The sequence below is a fragment of the Mangrovibacterium diazotrophicum genome (genome assembly GCF_003610535.1).
GTDB classification, from domain to species: Bacteria; Bacteroidota; Bacteroidia; order Bacteroidales; family Prolixibacteraceae; genus Mangrovibacterium; species Mangrovibacterium diazotrophicum.
On sequence record NZ_RAPN01000003.1, the window covers coordinates 338,953 to 357,803 of the forward strand.

Consider the following 18,851-nt stretch of genomic DNA (forward strand, 5'->3'; position numbering starts at 1 on the left):
ATTCCTATTTGCGGTTCTTAAAAATGCTTCGTTTGTTTATTGATTTGCGATCATAATTTTTTGGCTAAGCCAGTTGTTTTCTTCATCCAGAATCCGAATGATGTACACGCCGCTTAATTGTTTTGAAAGTTGTATATATATCGGATTCCCATTCGGCTTTTGAATTAGCTGCTTTTTCCCGGTAATATCGAACAGTTCGACCTGTCGTATTTTCGAATCGTGTTGTAGATTCAATTGGTTGGTTGAATTGTTGAAGTAGGCTATAAATGTATCCTGTTGTTTTTGCAATGTGGTTAGGCCTGTGGAAATGTCAGTTGTATTTTGGTTTTCCACAATGTCAGCAACCAGACTATTAATATAGACTTCAATATTGGGATAAATTCCGTCGACAGATTTAAGCTGGGCATCGTTGGCATCGTTTGGGTCGAGGGAATTTGCATTCTCCCAGTCGTCTGGCATACCATCTAAATCCGTATCGGTTCGAGCTGGTAGAGAATTCAGTACCGGCCATCCGCCGACAGCTGTTTGGGTATCAATAATGCCGTTCGTACTACCGTTTCCACCGTCCATATAAGTTGCGTTTCCGTTTTTAACGTCGCTCAGTACCCTGGTATCAACAGCATCGCGGACAAGACTTGCACCGCCATATTGAAGAATTTTTGCATAGGCGATTTCTGCTGTTTGTGTGGTCACTTCTCCGAACGGATGAGGGGCATCGAGTTTCATAGCAGCTTTGTCCTCATCGGAAACTGTACCGTATTTGCTGTGATACTGGTTGTAGACTCCGTAAGTCCAGTTGTCGCTGGTTGCCCGTTCCGACGCTGTCATGACATTCCCGTCAATGTAAAATTTTCCCCATTGGTCGTACACGGCTGTTCCTTCAACCGTGTTTTTGTCGATTGCGATAATTCGCTCCGTTTTTGCGGTGGCGGGTCCCGGTTTATAGTAACAATTTACAATGTTCACATTCATGCCTTCTGCACCGTAGCAGCTGTTATTGCCCCAGTTGTAGATGACGTTATTTCGAAGGTCTACGTTATCGGTCAATGCAAATATATCGCCGGCATATTCGCCCAAGCGAGGATTTCGGCTATCATGGTGTGCCAGTAAATTGTGGTGAAACGAAGCATTTTTACCACCCCAAACGCCACCGTAACCGTGCGCTCCTTTGTCGTGAACCGAATTGCGTAACGATTCGGAAATGATGGACCATTGCAGGCTGAAGTTCTCGTTCTGGTAAAACGAGACACATTCATCGGTGGACCAGCTCATGGAACAGTGGTCGACGATGATGTTTTTATGGAATCGTCCTCCCAAGGCGTCAGCTTCCTGTTGTGCGGCATCACCCATCCGAAAACGCATGAAGCGAATAATGATATTGTCGGCACTGGTTACCACTGGATAGTCGCGAATGGTGATGCCATCGCCAGGAGCTGTTTGCCCTGCAATTGTAATGTCGGGATTGGTGATTTTAAGTTCTGATTTTAGTTGAATGGTTCCCGAAACCTGGAAGATCACGATACGTGCACCCAACTGTTCAACCGCATAACGTAGTGACCCCGGCAGGGAGTTATCTTCGAGATTTGTTACGTAGATGACGCGACCACCGCGGCCACCCGTCACATATTTCCCATGTCCCTCCGCCCCCGGAAAAGCAGGGAGCTGTTCCGGTTCTTCAACTTCGGTGTTTCCAACGTAGATTGTACCTGCACCTTCGAAGTAATCCGGATTCGAAGTGGCCGAAAAACTTCCTTCAGTATAACTGGTGCCGTTTAAAATGAATTCCTGTACAAACACATTGGAGGTGAGCTTCGCTTTCGAACTGCCAAGCAGATCCATTGTCAGTTTGTCGCCTGCGCAATTTTCATTGGCAAAAATCACCCGATTGTTTTTATCGGCGACGATTTTCCCTGCACCAAAGGCATTGGCAACTTTACCTTCAATTTCGGTGATGTAGTTTTCACTGGGGTATTTCTTACTTCCGGAGCTGAGGTTCCAGACTCCCGTAAAGTTGCTGTTATCTCCATTCAATACCAATGTGCCGGTATTGACGGTGCCTTTTCCGTTGTTTATTGGCGTAATGGTGTCGGTTCCCGAAATCGGCCCCCCCAGCGTAAGCGCACTTCCGGCAGAGTTGCCACTCTCCATAGTCAGTTCGATGTCGCCGTTCAGCGTTAGCGGGGCATTTAAGCTCATACCTGTTCCGCCTGTGTTGTAATTCAAATTGGTTGCGTCGTCCATGGTGATGGTTCCGGTGGCGGAATGGTCTCCCCGCATGCGAATATTACCGGGAGCGTGGATATTCAGATTGGCCGGAAACACGGTCGAGGTGGTTTCTATTTGAATGGAACACTCAACCGTTTCACCGGCTTCGGGCATTAATGCCGGGGTGAAGTTGCCCGGTTCATCCCAGGTTCCGCTAATGGCACCGGTGAACGTAAATACGTCTGGTCGGCCAACCAATACGGATCCGGTTCCGCTGATTAGATCAGGAGTCGTTGTTGAATTGTATGTGCCAACCGCCTGCATCGATCCCTCAATGAAGAATTCACTTGTTGTTAAAGTGGCATTCAGAGATAGTTTCGCCCCGGTTTGTACAGACAAGCTTGATGTTGGCAAAAAGGCATTGTTGTTTGAGACGATCAGCTCTCCGGTAGAACTTACTTGAAGATCACCTTTGCCGAGTGAAGAAGCCGTTGCTCCTTCAAGTTGACCTTCTTCCACCAGGATCGCTCCGCTAAAAGCTGAATTGTCAGCATTTAGAATCAGTCTTCCAGAGCCTTGTTTTATGAGTTTGTGCACACCGGTTAGCTGTGCATCGAGCGTCAATGTGCCCGCGATATTGAAAATGACAGAATCTTTAGTTGCAATTTTCCCACCGAGCGTACCCGCTGTGGCTGTTTGAATTTTCCCACCGTTGACCGCCATATAATTTACGGTGTTCACTCCGCTAACGAAAAGTTTGGTAGTGTCGTTGAGGTTGAGGTCTGCACTAAAGGTTCCTCCGTTCGCTTCGATGGTGTCTTTCCCGCTCACAGTTGCTAATTCGCCTGCGGCTGGCGTGCCTTCGGGATTCCAGTTACTGGCAGCAAGCCATCCTAAATCAGTGCCAGTGCCGATCCATTCATAACTGGTCACCAGAGGTGCTTCAGCTGTTGGATCCCAATTGTCGATGCCGGCTAAGACTTTTTGTGCCGTATAGTTTTCGGCTTCACTGGTAGTGAGTGAGCGCAGTCCGACCCAGGCAGCACGTCCGCTCATATCTGCTCCGGCTCCGGTATTTAGGTATTCGTAAAGGTGAAGGTCGGTACTTGTTGAGGCGTAGTCCATATTCCAGGTGTCGCCCCAGCCTTCGGGATTAATCATTTCAGTCATTTGGCAATAGAGCCAGGCAACTTTGGGGTAGTTATGCCAGGGACGGCCCAAGCGGATCAATTGTCCATCGTCTCCTGCGCGGGGACTGCCAGATGCATACGTGACATTGCAGTTCGAAAATACAAATCCGTAGGTCTGGCTTTGAGCCGTTGAAGGCGCTGTAATCCAGCCTCCGCCATAACTTCTTATTTCACAAGCTTCGAAAAAGGCAATTCCGCCGCCGTAAATATAGTCTGTTCGTCCGCTGATAAGGCAGTTTTTAAAATAGCATCGCTTTCCATCGTTCCAAAACCAAATGGTGTCTTGGTAACCTAACAGATTACAATTGATGAAAATGTTTTTATCGCCTCTGATTGTCAGTGCCTGTGCTTGTCCAACCGGTCCGGCCGTATTCCGGATGGTCATATTTTCGACTTTAAAATTATCCGCTAAAACGGTGAGCGTAGCAGACGATGTGATATTGTCGCCCGTCCACAAAGCTACGTCTTCCGTTGGGCATTTCCCGGCGGAGCAGTCGTAGATGTGATAACTAATAATTGTTTCGTCACGGCTTTCACCAATTAATGCAATATTCTTCTTTTCAGAGGGGACAATGAGTTTTTCAGTGTTGTATGTGCCGCGTTTTATATAGATCGTAGTAGTTCGGTCGCTGTTGTTGGCAACAGCATCAATGGCATCTTGAATTTTCGTGAAGTCGCCGCTGCCGTCGAGTGCAACGACAATGTCTGCGTTACCTGCAGTCACTTGCGCCGGCGTGGTCGAGCTTACCAAAAGCAATGACAATAACAAAACAGTAAAGCAAAGGAATTTCATTCTTTTACAAGTTAGGTTTCAATTCAATATCCGTATCGAATTCAGATAAGTCTAGTTCCAGCAGAATGACTGGTAAGAGTAAACTTGCTTCGTACAATAACTAGTCGTAATGAAGCAAAGCAACCGGAAGATTGGTGCTGCAGAAAGGAAAAAGAACCTGAAGTCCCGTCCTTTTATAAGGGTTTGGGACTTCAGTTCTTTGTTTGAAAATGTTCGTCTAATTAAAAACCAATTTATCTAAAACTTAAAATCAGAATTTGCAGTCTACCACCAGCGAGAATCGCCAATTTTATCTTTCAGTCTGGAATCCGTCACAGTGTAGTCGTTATCGTTAACATCTCCGAAAATTTCGGCTGCTGTTTCAGTCAGTTGTGTCGATTCGATTGGAGCAACATCTCCGGTCGGCACACCATTGGCATCAACGTTGTAAGTCCAAACACAATCGGAAGTGCGGTAATTGTTCTGGATTTTTATTGTTGAAGAAGCGCTTCGATAGCCGTTGAGCGTTTCTGCAGCACCGGGTCCGAATATACAATTGGAGATTTCGCCTTTCTCTGTCAACGGATGATTTTTCAAATCGAAAAGGTACGTGCCTGTAGTCCCTCCTGATTTATAAATTGTCAGGTTGCTTGCAACAAACGACTGAAGCGGATTGGATGCTTTATCGGCACGAACAATCAAGTAAGTATGAGAGATCGTCGAATTGGTCAGCGAGATGGAATTCGTAATTACACCGCTGTTGTCGAGGTTAACAACGCCATAACCCGAAATAGAGTCGATAAAACAATTATTGAATGAAATCGCTTTTACGGTCGCACCGGTTTTAATCCGGAGTACACCACGTTTATAGCGAATATCGCAGTCTTCAAACAACAAAGAATCGAGGCTTGAACCGGAACCGGAGATGTTCATCACATAGGTTCCTCCATAGTTGCTGTCGGTTGTTTTTGGTTTGTTTGGGTGATCGGTGAAAGCCAGTGATTCGAAATAAACGTTGCCCACAGTCGCTGATGCCGGTAGGTCGAAGTTGCCGTTTACTTCGATAATTGCTTTTCCGTTGACGGTATATCCGGTCACCAGACTGAACGGCGAAGTAATGCCAATACCACCGCTAAGCTCGTATTTTGTACCGCCCGAGAGAACGATCGTAACGCCATTCGGATAGTCAATGGCTAACTGATCGAAGAATGTTTGATTGAGCATGCTGTAACTTTCTTCATCCGAGTAACCGCGCAAATCGAGCACGTCGCCGTCGAAAACCTGAGGAGCGATTGTCGAGAAGCTTTTCTTACCTTGGTATCCGCCATCCAGATAGGCTTTTACAACGTAATCACTTTCAGCAGTCAAAGCCTTAATAATAACCTGCTTGTCGGTATTGTTGGTCTCGGTTAAAACAACCGTTTTGAAAACAGTATCAGCACTCATTACAACCAAACTATCGTAGCTAACGTCTGTCCATTTTACTTTAACCTGAGTGTCAATAACATCGCTCGATGTGATGTTTTCCAGTTTTGTCGGGTAATCGGAAGTACGGATAATGTCATTCTCAAAATAGTCCGATTCCAGGGTCTCGCCGATCGACTTAATTCGAATGAAGTAATCGGTATCGTACTCCAGGTTGTCGAATCGGTAGAAGGTTGTATCGGTTTCAACCTCCGACAGGATTGTCTGAAAAGTATCAGTTGACAATTGTAATTGGTAAGAGTTGGCACTGGCATATTTGTCCCACACCAATCTGATCCATGTGCCACCATAGCTTGTGTCGCTGATAATGGGGCGGAATAGTCGATCCGCCATCCCCAGGTCATCGTCTTCTTTACAGCCACTGTAAATTAGTGTGAAAATTATGGCTGCGAGCGATAACCAGCTTATTTTGTTCGTTTTATATTTCATAAGAAGATCTTTTTTCAAATTAATTTTAATCCGTAATTAAACAGCATTTTTTAATTTAACAGGTAACCATCGTTATCCAGGTACTCGCTACTTCCAATGGTGGTGGTTGAGATCGGTAGCACGTACGGAACAGCTGATTGTCCGGTTGGGTCGGTATATCCTCTCCAGCAGCGAACAGTGTAGTCGGCTGAATCGTAAGTGCGTTCGCCGGTTGTTGCATCGTCGGTGTATTTGTACAAGCTACGCGACCAGTTTGCACGGGCATAGGCGTTTTCGTTTCCTTCTTCATCCAGATCTTCCACATCAACAATTGTTTCGGGCACGTCGTCCGGACGATACTTGACATTTAAGAAGGTAATTTCGCCATTTGCCTTGCGGTAGTACAGGTAATTCGCATAATCGGCGTACTGGGCAACATCCGGATTTTCAAGTTCCAAATCGAAAGCTGCTTTACCCAGGTTATCCAAAGTGGCTTTGGTTTCAATAATTTTCTTACCGTAGATATTCCAGCGGATCAAGTCAAATTTACGCAGACATTCTCCTCCAAACTCCCAGGAACGTTCGTCAACCAAGGCATCGAAGAAATCATCTTTTGATGACAGGTTATCAACATACTGGTCAACTTTTTCCGATTGTACATCTTCGGGGAATGCTCTTTCACGTACGCGCTTCAGTGCATTCTTTGCAGTTGATGTTGGTCCGTTTAGTTCATTTTCCGCTTCTGCCAACATCAGTAAAACGTCGGAGTAGCGCATCAGTGGCCAGTTAATACCTGTACCTTTAGATGAAGAGGAGCCGGGATCGTTGGTTAACCACAGGCGGTTCCATTTGGCACAGGCCAGCCCCGTTGTACTTTCCACGTAGTTTTTGTCATCGTCGTTTTTGTAGTAGGTGCGGGTAAATGTCGCTTCACGACGCGTATCATCATCATCGAACGAGAAGTAGTAAGTTGGGGTTAAATTGACCTGAATTGTTGATGCACCTTTGGAGCTGCTGTTAACAGTTGAACCAACGCACCAGCCGACATCGCCGCCGTACTGCGCCAGGAAGGCTACTTCGTAGAGCACGTCGTCGTTGGTTGGCGTGTTGAAAACGCATTCGTTATAAAAGATTTCTGCAAAGTCCGAGTTGAGTTCGCGGTCGCTAAGGCTGATCAGTTTTTGACAATAGTCGATGGCCAGCTGGTAATATTCATCCGATGTCCGCGCTGTTTTCTCTGTTCCGTTGTAGGTATAAGTCACTGCCAACGAGTCGTTGCTGCTCACTGGTAAATAGTCATCCGCTCTTTTCATCGTTCCGTCTTGTGTCATTCCATAGCCCGCACGGAAAAGGGCCAAGCGCGCAATCATTCCAAGCGCAAATTCACGATTCATCCGTTCAATTCCATCTGCATATTCATCAGCGAAATACATTCCCTCTTCGCTATCGACCAAATTCTGAATACAAGCGGAGTAGATATAGTTTTTGTCGGTTCTGGGGATATCGAGTTCCATACCGGCTTTTGCAGCTTCATCAAAATAGGGTACATCGCCCCAAAAGTTGCAGAGCAGGAAGTAACGATAGGCTTTCAAGCAATAAGCTTCGCCGAGTATCATTTTCATTTCCGGATCGTCGGCGATAGGACTGGTTTTTGCTCCTTCGATACATTGATTGGCACGGTCAATTGCCAGGTAATTGTTTTGCCATGCTTTGTAAATATCACTGAATCCGGAAAGGTTTTTTCCTTCAAGAGACCAGATGTCGCGGCGTGAACCGTCGGGGTTAGCACTTGGTTGCATAGCTTCAACATCGGTATTTTGCATCCATACGCAGGACATCCGTGAAGTGTACGGGTCTTCGCCAAACAGGGAATAAACCCCGAGGACTGCTTTCTTGGCATCAGCTGTGTTCGAAAAAAGGTAGTCGAAACTAAATGTGGAAGGAGAATCTACTTCCAGATAGTCTTTGCAGCCGGTGAAAGCTATTAATATAAATCCAAGTATTGCAAGGAATTTTGTATTCATTTTGTGTATTCTTTTAGATTTCAAAAGTTAGCTTAGAAGGTTACGTTAACACCAAATGTCCATGACAAGCTTTTGGGGTAAGAGGAATAGTCAACTCCGGGAGTCAAACTGGATGTAGAACTGTTACGTACAGGAGAACTAACTTCAGGGTCGTATCCGGAATAATTGGTCAGCGTCCATACATTATTAACGGTCGTGTAAACTCTAAATCGCTGAATATTGATTTTTCGTGTTAATTGTGACGGAATAGTGTATCCCACAGTGACGTTTTGTAGTCTCAGGAATGAACCGTCTTCTATAGCCCATGAATGCGGAACGGCGGTTGCGTTACCAAATGAGAACGGTGACCACAAGGCTTTTGCATTGTCGCCTTCGTTGATTGCTTTCAACGTTTCGAGGTCGGTTATGATCTCACCTGTCTCGCGGTTCAGGTAAGTATAGCGGTTGTCCACATCCATCATGCTTAACATGTTCGGATAGCTAGTCCGGTATTGCTGAGTTGAAGCGATTTTGTTGGCGTTGTAGATGTCGTTGCCATAAACAAAGTTGAAAAGGACTGAAGCATCGAAACCATAAAAAGTTGAACTCAGGCCGAAACCACCGTAAAAATCAGGCGTTGCGTTACCGATAACCTTTCTGTCGTTGTCGTCAACAAAACCCGAGTTGTCAAGGTCTTTCAATTTAACTGTTCCCGGACGAACTCCGATTCGACCGCCAAGCATACCGATGTTGGCAACTCCGTCCTTCAGAATGTATTCGTCGTTAACTTCGTCGTACGAACTGAAATCGTCGGTTGTGTAATAACCATCGGTCACCCATCCGTAGATCAAACCTACCGGATCGCCAACCCTGATTTTATAGTCATAGTATCCTTTGTTATCAGTTCCTGCCCAACCCGATGCGTAGCTTTGCTCTTCGATACCGGGAGCCAAGCGGTCAACATTCGATTTGTAGAAGCCAAAGTTGAAATTACCGCGCAAGTCGAAATTTTTTCCTTTAATAATGTGTCCTTCCAGTGTCAGCTCAATCCCTTTGGTTGAGGTAGAACCGATATTTTCATACGTACTGTCGTAACCCGGAGCAACAATATTTCTTTTAATCAACAGGTCATCTGCCGAGTTTTTGTAAGCTTCCAAAGTACCGCTCAGGCGTTGGTTGAAAAAGCCAAAGTCCAAACCAATGTTACGGGTGATCGTGGTTTCCCATTTCAGGTTGGGGTTAGGCAACTCGCTGTTTTTCGGTACATAGTAGCTGGCCAGTTGATCTCCAATACCGTAGGCTTTTCGGTCGTCAATTTTGTAGCTAAGTTTATACAAGGTAGAACCGATTTTATCGTTTCCTGCCTCACCATAACTGATTCGAAGTTTCAGGTCGGACAACCAGTTTTCGGTTCCCTGCATAAACGATTCTTTGTTAACACGCCAGGCAATGGCTCCTGCGGGAAAATATCCCCAGCGGTTTCCTTCGGCAAACTTGGTCGAACCATCGGCACGGAAGGTAGCTGTAACGTAGTACTTGTCAGCAAAAATGTAGTTTACGCGGCCAAAGAAGGAGGCTTTGTTGTATTTGTCCGAAAAAGAACTGGAGATCGATGGAACACCTCCGGTAAGCCCTAAATTGGCAAAGATTTTCTCCGGAGATAAGTCGTCGCTGTAATTTGTAGCGTAAATGTCGGTTGCTTTGGTTTGAGAAGAGTTAATTTCCTGCCCAACCATTGCATCGAATTTATGATTTCCGGACGAGAAATCATAAGTAACTGTTTGAGCTTCGCGAAGGCGAATACTTTTTGATTGTTCCCAGTCGATTAGCGGCTCACCACCAACGTATGAAGCATTGCTGGTGTATTTACCCCAGTAGCTTTGGTTATCGTCGAAACCATAAGTGTAACCACCTTCAAGACGGTAAGTTAGACTCTTCAGTATATTCCATGTCAAAGCGCCGGTGAAAGCAAAGCTTTTTTGATTTTTTCTTTTCCAATATTGCGCTGCTTGTTCAGACAGAGTCAGGTTGTTTTTCACCCACTGGTCATACTCGTCATCGGCCAGTGTTCCCGGGTCAATTACAATTTGATCTTCCAATCCGTTAACCGGACCTTTTGTGATTGCATCGGATGTACGAACCTTGTACGTACCACCAGATGTACCAGATCCATTTACCTCTGTATCGGCGATGCGGGCGTTTACATCAAGTCTCAGGTTGTCCCACAGTTGGTGATCTAGTTTGAAGTTGACATTGTAGCGAGTGTAATCGTTGTTCTCCATCAAACCGCCATTCTTTGTGTAGGTAGAGCTCAAAGAGTATTTGGTTTTCTCGGCTCCACCCTGAATGGAGATGTTGTGTTGCTGTGAAAGCACATCGGCACCAAACATGTCGTCTTGCCAGTCGATACCTTTTTCGTATTTGTAAAGATCGAGGTCATCATAAACACCAAAGCGTTTTTCGAAACCTTTGATGCCATCTTCTCCCGATAAGGCTGCAAGCTCGTAGTTCAACATCACATATTCGTAAGGATCCAATACATCCAGTCTGTTTTTCAGTGATTTGGTCTGTAGATATCCGTTGTAGCTAACTTGTGTTTTGCCGCCTTTGGCACTCTTAGTAGTGATAATGATAACCCCGTTTGCACCTTGAGAACCATAAATGGCCGTAGATGAAGCATCTTTCAGAACGTTGATCGATTCAATATCCGTTGGCGCAATGTCGTTGATATTTGAAACAGGGAATCCGTCTACAATATATAATGGTGTGTTATCACCCGTGATTGATCCGCCACCACGAACGCGAACGATGATTTCCGCGTCAGGAGATCCGTCGGCAGTTGTAATTTGCACCCCAGCCAGTCGGCCGCTCAATGCTTCAGCGGTATTACTAACGGGAATTTTACTCAATGTTTCGCCCTGCACCGAAGCAACCGATCCGGTTAAGTCTTTCTTCCGAACTGTACCGTAACCAATGGCAACCACTTCTTCCAAACCGATCGATTCTTCTTCCATGGTTATATTCATCGTTTGCTTGGTTACTCCAACCTCCTGCATTTTCATTCCGACAAATGAAAATATCAGTGTCGCGTTTGCAGGTAAGTCATTCAGCGTATAGTTACCTTCGACGTCGGTAATGGTACCGTTCGTAGTTCCTTTTACCATAACTGTGACCCCGGGGAGTGGAAGTCCGCCGGTATCGATAACCCGACCGGTTACGCTTTTAATGCCTTGTTCTGATTTTACCGGTTTAGGAGTGCCGGGAGTACTCTGTTTCTCCGGGTAAAGAACAATCTGCCGGTTTTTAATGACGTAGCTTGTGCCCGTTCCCTCAAAAAGAGCGTTCAGTACTTCTTCAACTGATTTGTTTTCCAGGTTCATGTCAACTTTGCGTTGTACGTCTATTTTGCTGTCGTTGTACATGAAGAAGTACTCTGTTTGGTCCTCGATTTCCCGAAGTACATCTTTCACAGTGCTGTTGGCCATGTTGATGTTCAGGTTTGCTGCCTGCGAAAAGCCCACCGCCTGCACTGACATGAAAGAGATCAGTAATAGTAGTGTTGTTAGTTTCATAATACGATTTAATCGCAACAGGTCATATAACAACCTGTTGTTGTCACAAAATGTCTTTTTTTTCATAAGTTTGTTTTGCTATTATTTAAATTTTTAAACCTTATTGGTTTTGAAATTTCAGAGGGAAGTGCGCCAACACTTTCCTCTTTGGTTTTAGGCCATACGCTATTCGTTTAGTGATTTTATAATTACTTTATTTCCATTTATTTCGTACCTGAAGGCTGTAGTTAAAGCCATTAACTGGAGCATCTCCCGCAGACTTTCGGTTTTGATTGTCATCGTGTAGTTTTGGGTTTCTTTCATGTCTTTCTCAACTATGAAATCCACGCCGTACCAGCGTTCCATTTGTTTGAGTACATCGGCAAACGGAGTGTTGTCCAACTGTAAGGTTTCTTCTTTCCAAGAGGTGTAGAATTTGGTGTTAACCGAGTTGGTCGACATGGAACCACTTTGGGTATCAATTCGATTTTGTTCTCCCGGGCTCAATCGGCTGGTGGTATTATTGGCTTTGTTGAAAATCTCAACGCTGCCTTCTTCCAGTGTAGTGATCAATTCGTCGTCTTCACTGTATGCACGCACGTCGAATTTCGTACCCAAAACCTGGATATTCGCCGGGTTAGTTTGCACGACAAACGGATGGCTTCTGTCTTTTTCAACTTCAAAATAAGCCTCTCCGTTGAGCTGCAGTCTGCGGTTATTTTTAAAGTTGGCGGCGTAAGTCAGGCTTGAGCCACCATTCAGGTAACCTGCCGATCCGTCGGGCAAATGAAATTGAATGCGCGATCCTTTCGGAGCGTGAATTTCTGCTACCGAGTCGAGAGTCTGATAATATTTAATTCCGGTGTAAAGACTTGCGATGAAAAGCGGCAACATTAAAACAGCTGCAACCCTAGAATACCAGCGGAAGGCCACTTGCTTATAATTCGCAGGTGTGGCATCGTCTTTTTGAATGTCATGATGTATTTTCCGGAGGACATGCCGGAGATCCACTTTCTCGGATGAGGCTTGATTCCAGTGTTTCTCGGATAAGCTAAACAAGGCTTCTTCTTCGAGATCATCCGAAAACCGACGACGAACAAACTGTTCGTCATCCGATGATTGGTTGCGAAAATAATCGTCAATGCGGTCGAGATCCTTTTGTTTCATAAGTTTAGTTCAAGCATCTACATAATGTAATATCCTCGACCTTGTATTTACACCTAATCCGCGGGGTAATTTTTTTTAAAAAAAATGAATGTAGAAAAACAGGAGCCCCAGAAGGTGTTCTTTGGCCAATTCGGCTTTGAGAAATTTTAATGCAGCATGAAGATGATTCTCAGCTGTTTTTTTGCTGATCTCCATTTCTACCGCAATTTCCTGAGCATTCTTTCCTTCCATCCGGCTTTTTAGAAATACAAGGCGTCGTTTGTCGGGCATCCGGTTGATCAGTTGGTTTACGATATCTTTTAGTTCGCGATAGCCAACTTCTGATTGAGTTGTCGTTTCATAGGCCAACGACTGACTGGCATGTTCTAAATAAGTTTCCAGTAAATTTTTAGAGCGGAAGTGTTTTTTTATCTGGTTGAAAGCAATTGTGAAAAGGTAAGATTGAAATTGGTATTCTTCGTTCAGTTGGCTTCGTTTTTCCCAAACTTTTGTAAATACATCCTGTACCAACTCTTCCGCTTCCTCTTTCGATTTTAAATAACCAAAAGCAAAATGATAAAGCTTGGAGCTGTAATGGTCGAATAATTCATTAAAGGGATCAACATCTCCTCTTTTCAAACCTCGCACAAGTTTGTCGATGTCTATTGCTCTCTTCAATCGGCTGGGCTTAATTTGGTTGTTCCCAAATTTAACAAAACAACACAAAGTTTAGCTATGAAATTTCTCATTTTTTTCGATTGCTTATGTTTTGTTGGTTGAGAAACCCACTCCGCTGGCAGATATTCGTTGCGTGGCTCGATTTTTCCTTGTAATGATTATAAATAGCGCATTTTCAGCCTTGTCGAATTTCCGCTGTACTGTAGAACTTTTGAATTTTAAGAAACTGTTTTTCAATTCGATTTGATCTTTACAACTCGTTCCTTGCCATTTTTGCCTCTTGTGTGTTTGTGGTGCGAATCAGTCGGAAGGTGGCTGCTGTGTGACATATCCTTGAAAACTTTAGGCGCTTTGGTTATATTTGTTAGCCTTGCTTCAGAACCAATAAAATCCGTTTGTGCATAGACCAAAGATGTGTGGATTGCAGGATTTTTACGATAAAACCAAAAAACTAATTTGAAATGAAATCTTTTAAAGTGATTGTTCTTGCCAAGCAAGTTCCGGACACCCGGAATGTTGGCAAAGACGCCATGAAAGCTGACGGGACCATTAACCGGGCTGCTTTATCGGCGATCTTTAATCCCGAGGACTTGAATGCCCTCGAACAAGCGCTGCGAATCAAAGAAAACTTTCCCGGAACAACCGTTACCATTTTAACAATGGGACCTGGACGTGCTGCTGAGATTATTCGCGAGGGAATGTTTCGTGGTGCCGACGACGGAATTTTGTTAACCGACCGCGCTTTTGCCGGTTCAGATACCCTGGCTACTTCTTATGCTATTTCTCAGGCGCTGAAAAAAGTGAAAGACTACGACATTATCATCGCCGGCCGCCAGGCTATTGATGGTGATACTGCTCAGGTAGGACCGCAGGTTGCCGAAAAATTGTGTTTGCCACAGGTAACTTATGTTGAAGAAGTGCAAAAAATTGAAAGCGGCAAAATCTTCGTGAAGCGTCGTTTGGAAAGGGGAGTGGAGCTCGTTAGTTGTCCGCTGCCGATGGTTATGACCGTAAATGGTTCAGCGCCTGATTGTCGCGCCCGCAATGCGAAACTGATTATGAAGTACAAGCATGCCAAGACGGTTACCGAGTTGCAGAATTCAAATGAAGACTACCTGCATTTATACAACGACCGTCCGTATCTGAATATTCCGGAATGGACTGTTAGCGACATTGAAGTCGATCATGCGGAGCTGGGCCTCAGTGGTTCGCCTACAAAGGTGAAAACAGTTGAGAATGTGGTGCTTCAGGCTAAAGAAGCTAAAGTGCTCAGCCCGTCTGATGACGACATGGACACGCTGATGCGTGAGTTAATTGAAAGTCATACCATTGGTTAACCGCTAACACGAAAAAATCATGAACAACGTAGTTGTATATTGCGAAATAGAAGACGGTCACGTGGCTGAAGTGAGCCAGGAATTGATGACCAAAGGACGCGGCCTGGCCAATGAGCTAGGCGTAAAACTCGAAGCTGTGGCCATTGGTCACGAGCTCGAGGGAATCGAAAATCAAATTTTCCCATACGGGGTGGATACTGTATATGTAGCCGACGATGCACGTTTGGCTCCTTTTACAACTTTACCGCACACCGCCATTATCGTGAAACTGTTCCAGGAACAAAAGCCGCAAATTGCTTTGATGGGCGCTTCGTCCATTGGTCGCGATTTAGGCCCCCGCGTTTCTTCAGCCCTACATAGTGGGTTGACTGCTGATTGTACCAGTTTGGTTATAGGTAATCACGAAGACAAAAAGCAAGGGAAAACCTACGAGAACCTGCTTTACCAGATTCGCCCCGCTTTTGGTGGTAATATTATTGCAACCATCATCAACCCGGATTGCCGCCCGCAAATGGCAACGGTTCGTGAAGGTGTGATGAAAAAGGAAATTCTCGATCCAAAATACAAAGGGAAAGTAGTTAAACTGGAAGTTGCCAAATATGTCAGCGATGCTGACTTTGCGGTAGAGATCATCGAACGTCACATGGAGAAGAGCAAAGTGAACATGAAAGCTGCTCCGATTGTGATTGCCGGAGGTTACGGCATGGGCTCGAAGGAGAATTTCCAGTTGCTTTTCGAATTAGCTGAAGTTTTAGGTGGCGAAGTTGGTGCCTCGCGTGCGGCAGTTGATGCCGGCTACGTAGAGCACGAGCGCCAAATCGGACAAACCGGGGTGACGGTTCGTCCGAAGCTTTATATTGCCTGCGGAATTTCGGGGCAAATTCAGCACCGGGCCGGTATGGAAGAATCGGCACAGATCATCGCCATTAATACGGATCCTGAAGCACCCATCAATGCGATTGCCGACTATGTAATTACCGGCGACATTGCGGAAGTGCTTCCGAAAATGATCAAGTATTATAAGAAGAACACCAAGTAATTCAACCTAAAACTGTTTGTAATGGCTAACTATTATAATGATAATAAAGAATTGAGATTCCATCTGTTTCATCCTTTGATGGAGAAAATCGTCAAATTGAAGGAACGGAATTTCACAGAAAAAGGAGATTTTGATTTTGCCCCGATGGATCATGAAGATGCCATGGACAACTTCGACAAAGTATTGGAAGTTGTGGGCGAAATTTGTGGCGACATTGTCGGACCAAATGCTGAGTCGATTGACGCGGAAGGGCCACAGGTTGTTGACGGACACGTGGTTTATGCTCGCGGAACTGCAGAAAACATCGAAGCATTGAATAAAGCGGGGCTGATGGGCATGTCGTTGCCGCGCAAATACGGCGGTTTGAACTTCCCGATTGTACCTTATATCATGGCAGCCGATATTGTTTCGCGCGCCGATGCCGGTTTTGTAAACATCTGGGGTTTGCAGGACTGTGCCGAGACCATCAACGAGTTTGCTTCGGAAGAGCAAAAAGAAAAATACCTGACTCGTGTTTGCCATGGTGAAACCATGGCCATGGACTTGACAGAACCCGATGCAGGTTCCGACTTGCAGGCAGTTCAGCTGAAAGCCACCTTCGACGAAAAGTCGGGCAAGTGGATTTTGAACGGGGTGAAGCGTTTCATTACGAATGGTGATGGTCATATTTCGCTGGTGCTGGCTCGTTCGGAACCCGGAACAAAAGATGGCCGTGGTCTGTCGATGTTTATTTACGACAAGAACGACGGGGGCGTAACAGTTCGCCGCATCGAGCATAAAATGGGGATCATCGGTTCTCCAACCTGCGAGCTGGTATTTAAAGATGCTCCTGCCGAATTGGTTGGCTCACGAAAAATGGGTTTGATTAAATATGTGATGGCCCTGATGAACGGTGCCCGGCTGGGAATTGCTGCGCAATCTGTCGGTGTTGCAGAGGCTGCTTATCGCGAGTCAATCGACTATGCCCGCGAACGGATGCAGTTCGGAAAAGCTATTATGCGTTTCCCTGCTGTGTACGAAATGTTGGCAACAATGAAAGCCAAACTGGATGCCTCTCGTACTTTATTGTATGAGACTGCTCGTTTTGTGGATGTTTATAAAACGTACACGCACATTTCGGAAGAGCGTAAGCTTGAGAAAGATGAGCGCGACGAAATGAAGAAATACCAAAAGCTAGCCGATTTTTACACGCCGCTGGCCAAAGGACTTTCTTCTGAGTTCTGTAACCAGTTGGCTTACGACGCAGTTCAGATTCACGGTGGTTCAGGTTTCATGAAAGACTACCCGGTTGAACGGATTTACCGCGATGCACGGATCACGTCAATTTACGAAGGAACAACCCAGTTGCAGGTGGTGGCAGCCATCCGAGGTGTGACAACGGGAGCTTACCTGGAACAAATTCGGGTTTACGAAGCGGAGAAAGTGTCGCCTGAACTGGAGCACTTGCGTCGTCAGCTTATCATTTTAACCGACGAGTATGAGCATGCTGTGAATAGAGTGTTGTCGATGGATGACAATGAATTCATCGACTTCCACGCTCGCCGTATGGTGGAAATGGCTGGTTATATTATTATGAGTTACTTGCTGTTGCTCGATAGTAACCGTGACCAGATGTTCCTGAAGTCGGCCAAAAACTTCCTGCGGTTGGCAAAAGCGCAGGTAAAAGCGCATGCCGAATTTATCCGGACATCGGAATTGGCAGATCTGGGTACATATAAGTACGAAATGGAATAGTGTTTATCGATACAAAAAACGAAAAGAGGCTTCTCAAATGAGAAGCCTCTTTCATTTTATAGTTGAATCAATATTGAATTCTATCGGGTGGATTTGTTTTTTAATTTCACGTCCATCAATTCTCTTGCCAGCTTTTGCTCGCGTTGTAAGGCATTTTTACGGTGGTTTTCCAAATCATCCTGTATTTCATCCAGTCGCTTTTTAGTGGCACGAACCACGGAATGGCCGCGTCTGAACAGGGAGAACAAAATTGCCGACAGTGCCAGTAAACAAAGAACCAATCCCCACATAATACTATTGTAAGCCTGTTTTGACACGGCAATGCCCAAAAAGCTCATACTGTCCTGGATCTTACGGGTGTCTTCCAGCTCCTGCGTGAGGTTTTGATTTTGAGTTCCTTGCTCCGAAATTTTATTGTTGAGGCCTTTGATGTCCTGTTTCAGTTGTGAAACCTGGTCAGTATATACTTTCATACTGTCGAGTGCATTCTGTTTGAGTGCTTCATAGGCACTCATCCGCATCACTTTATAATCTTCAAATCGGTTTGACCGTTTGAAAAGGTAGTCGAATTGTCCTTCGACCGTTAATGAATCATAGGATGCTTCAATCGATCCACTCTGAGCAAAGCTGATAAATGGAAGTGTTGTAATAAATAGGATAGCGACTGTCTTTTTAAATCTCTTTTTCATCTTCGTTTTTTCATTTTTATATACTGACTTACTTGAGCGTTATCCCTTACCTCAAATAAATGCCCGCACAAATTAGCTATTTTAATCAAAAGGGTAACGCGTTTAAGGCTATTTTATTATTGTATATTCCATCTAAATCGGGTTTTATCGTGCAAAAAATGCTGAGCTCCTATATGTTATAAGTTTCCTCTGTTTTTAGAGAGAATGAAGAGGTGTTATGTATATAATTAAGAAGGTGTCGTGGAGAAGTGGAGAATTGTATAGCTGAGAGCTCTCGAAAAAAATAAATCAGGAGTAAAGGTGAGTTAATTTAGACAGTTTTTGCAGGGTAGCAATAGTCGTTGAAATAGGGTGAGATGTTTTTATGGAGCATTCGAACGCATTTTTATTCAGAATTGGTTTTAGTGGAAGAAGCTGTTTTTTGATCTGGGTAGGGGATGAATAGAATAACCAGCCAAAAACTCTCAAAATTTTTTCTGGCTTTAATGGGAGGGTTATCAGTGAGTTGGGTGTTTAGGCGTGAAAAGGGATTAAAAAAAGATTGCTGTGGGTGTTGCAAAGCAGAAAATAGTCTCTATATTTGCACCCGCTTTGAGAGACACGGGGCCACAAGC

10 protein-coding genes are annotated in these 18,851 nt (G+C 44.9%); 3 read left to right on the forward strand and 7 right to left on the reverse strand.

Translation table 11 applies throughout. The features are described 5' to 3' along the window. Positions 1-36: 36 nt before the first annotated feature. From BC643_RS19635 to BC643_RS19660, 6 genes are all read right to left on the reverse strand, one after another. On the reverse strand, positions 37-4,188 hold the full coding sequence (locus BC643_RS19635) for a pectinesterase family protein (protein WP_120274981.1): 4,152 nt from the start codon (positions 4,186-4,188) through the stop codon (positions 37-39). Positions 4,189-4,452: 264 nt separating this feature from the next. After that, positions 4,453-6,081, reverse strand: coding sequence for a DUF5123 domain-containing protein (locus BC643_RS19640; RefSeq protein WP_120274982.1), 1,629 nt, complete (start codon positions 6,079-6,081; stop codon positions 4,453-4,455). A gap of 50 nt (positions 6,082-6,131) precedes the next feature. After that, a complete protein-coding gene (locus tag BC643_RS19645; protein WP_120274983.1) occupies positions 6,132-8,084 on the reverse strand; it encodes a RagB/SusD family nutrient uptake outer membrane protein in 1,953 nt (650 codons plus the stop codon). 32 nt (positions 8,085-8,116) lie between these two features. Beyond that, complete coding sequence (locus BC643_RS19650) at positions 8,117-11,635, reverse strand: TonB-dependent receptor (RefSeq protein WP_245995026.1); 3,519 nt, start codon at positions 11,633-11,635, stop codon at positions 8,117-8,119. Positions 11,636-11,800: 165 nt separating this feature from the next. Further along, positions 11,801-12,781, reverse strand: coding sequence for a FecR family protein (locus BC643_RS19655; protein ID WP_120274984.1), 981 nt, complete (start codon positions 12,779-12,781; stop codon positions 11,801-11,803). 75 nt (positions 12,782-12,856) lie between these two features. Beyond that, positions 12,857-13,438 carry an RNA polymerase sigma-70 factor gene (locus BC643_RS19660; protein WP_170154632.1) on the reverse strand — a complete coding sequence of 194 codons (582 nt, stop codon included), beginning with the start codon at positions 13,436-13,438 and terminating at the stop codon, positions 12,857-12,859. A 461-nt stretch (positions 13,439-13,899) separates the two neighbouring features. Here BC643_RS19660 and BC643_RS19665 point away from each other — a divergent pair, with 461 nt between their 5' ends. Genes BC643_RS19665 through BC643_RS19675 form a run of 3 tightly spaced genes read left to right on the forward strand, consistent with a single transcriptional unit; the run spans position 13,900 to position 17,548 of the window. Then, positions 13,900-14,775 (forward strand): electron transfer flavoprotein subunit beta/FixA family protein, encoded by an 876-nt coding sequence (locus tag BC643_RS19665; protein ID WP_120274986.1) that lies wholly within the window; start codon positions 13,900-13,902, stop codon positions 14,773-14,775. A 19-nt stretch (positions 14,776-14,794) separates the two neighbouring features. Beyond that, positions 14,795-15,814: an electron transfer flavoprotein subunit alpha/FixB family protein gene (locus tag BC643_RS19670; protein WP_120274987.1), complete on the forward strand. Its 1,020-nt coding sequence runs from the start codon at positions 14,795-14,797 to the stop codon at positions 15,812-15,814. A 21-nt stretch (positions 15,815-15,835) separates the two neighbouring features. Next, complete coding sequence (locus tag BC643_RS19675) at positions 15,836-17,548, forward strand: acyl-CoA dehydrogenase family protein (RefSeq protein ID WP_120274988.1); 1,713 nt, start codon at positions 15,836-15,838, stop codon at positions 17,546-17,548. An 80-nt stretch (positions 17,549-17,628) separates the two neighbouring features. Here BC643_RS19675 and BC643_RS19680 read toward each other — a convergent pair whose 3' ends face one another. Next, complete coding sequence (locus tag BC643_RS19680) at positions 17,629-18,237, reverse strand: hypothetical protein (protein WP_147377281.1); 609 nt, start codon at positions 18,235-18,237, stop codon at positions 17,629-17,631. Between the last annotated feature and the right edge of the window lie 614 nt (positions 18,238-18,851).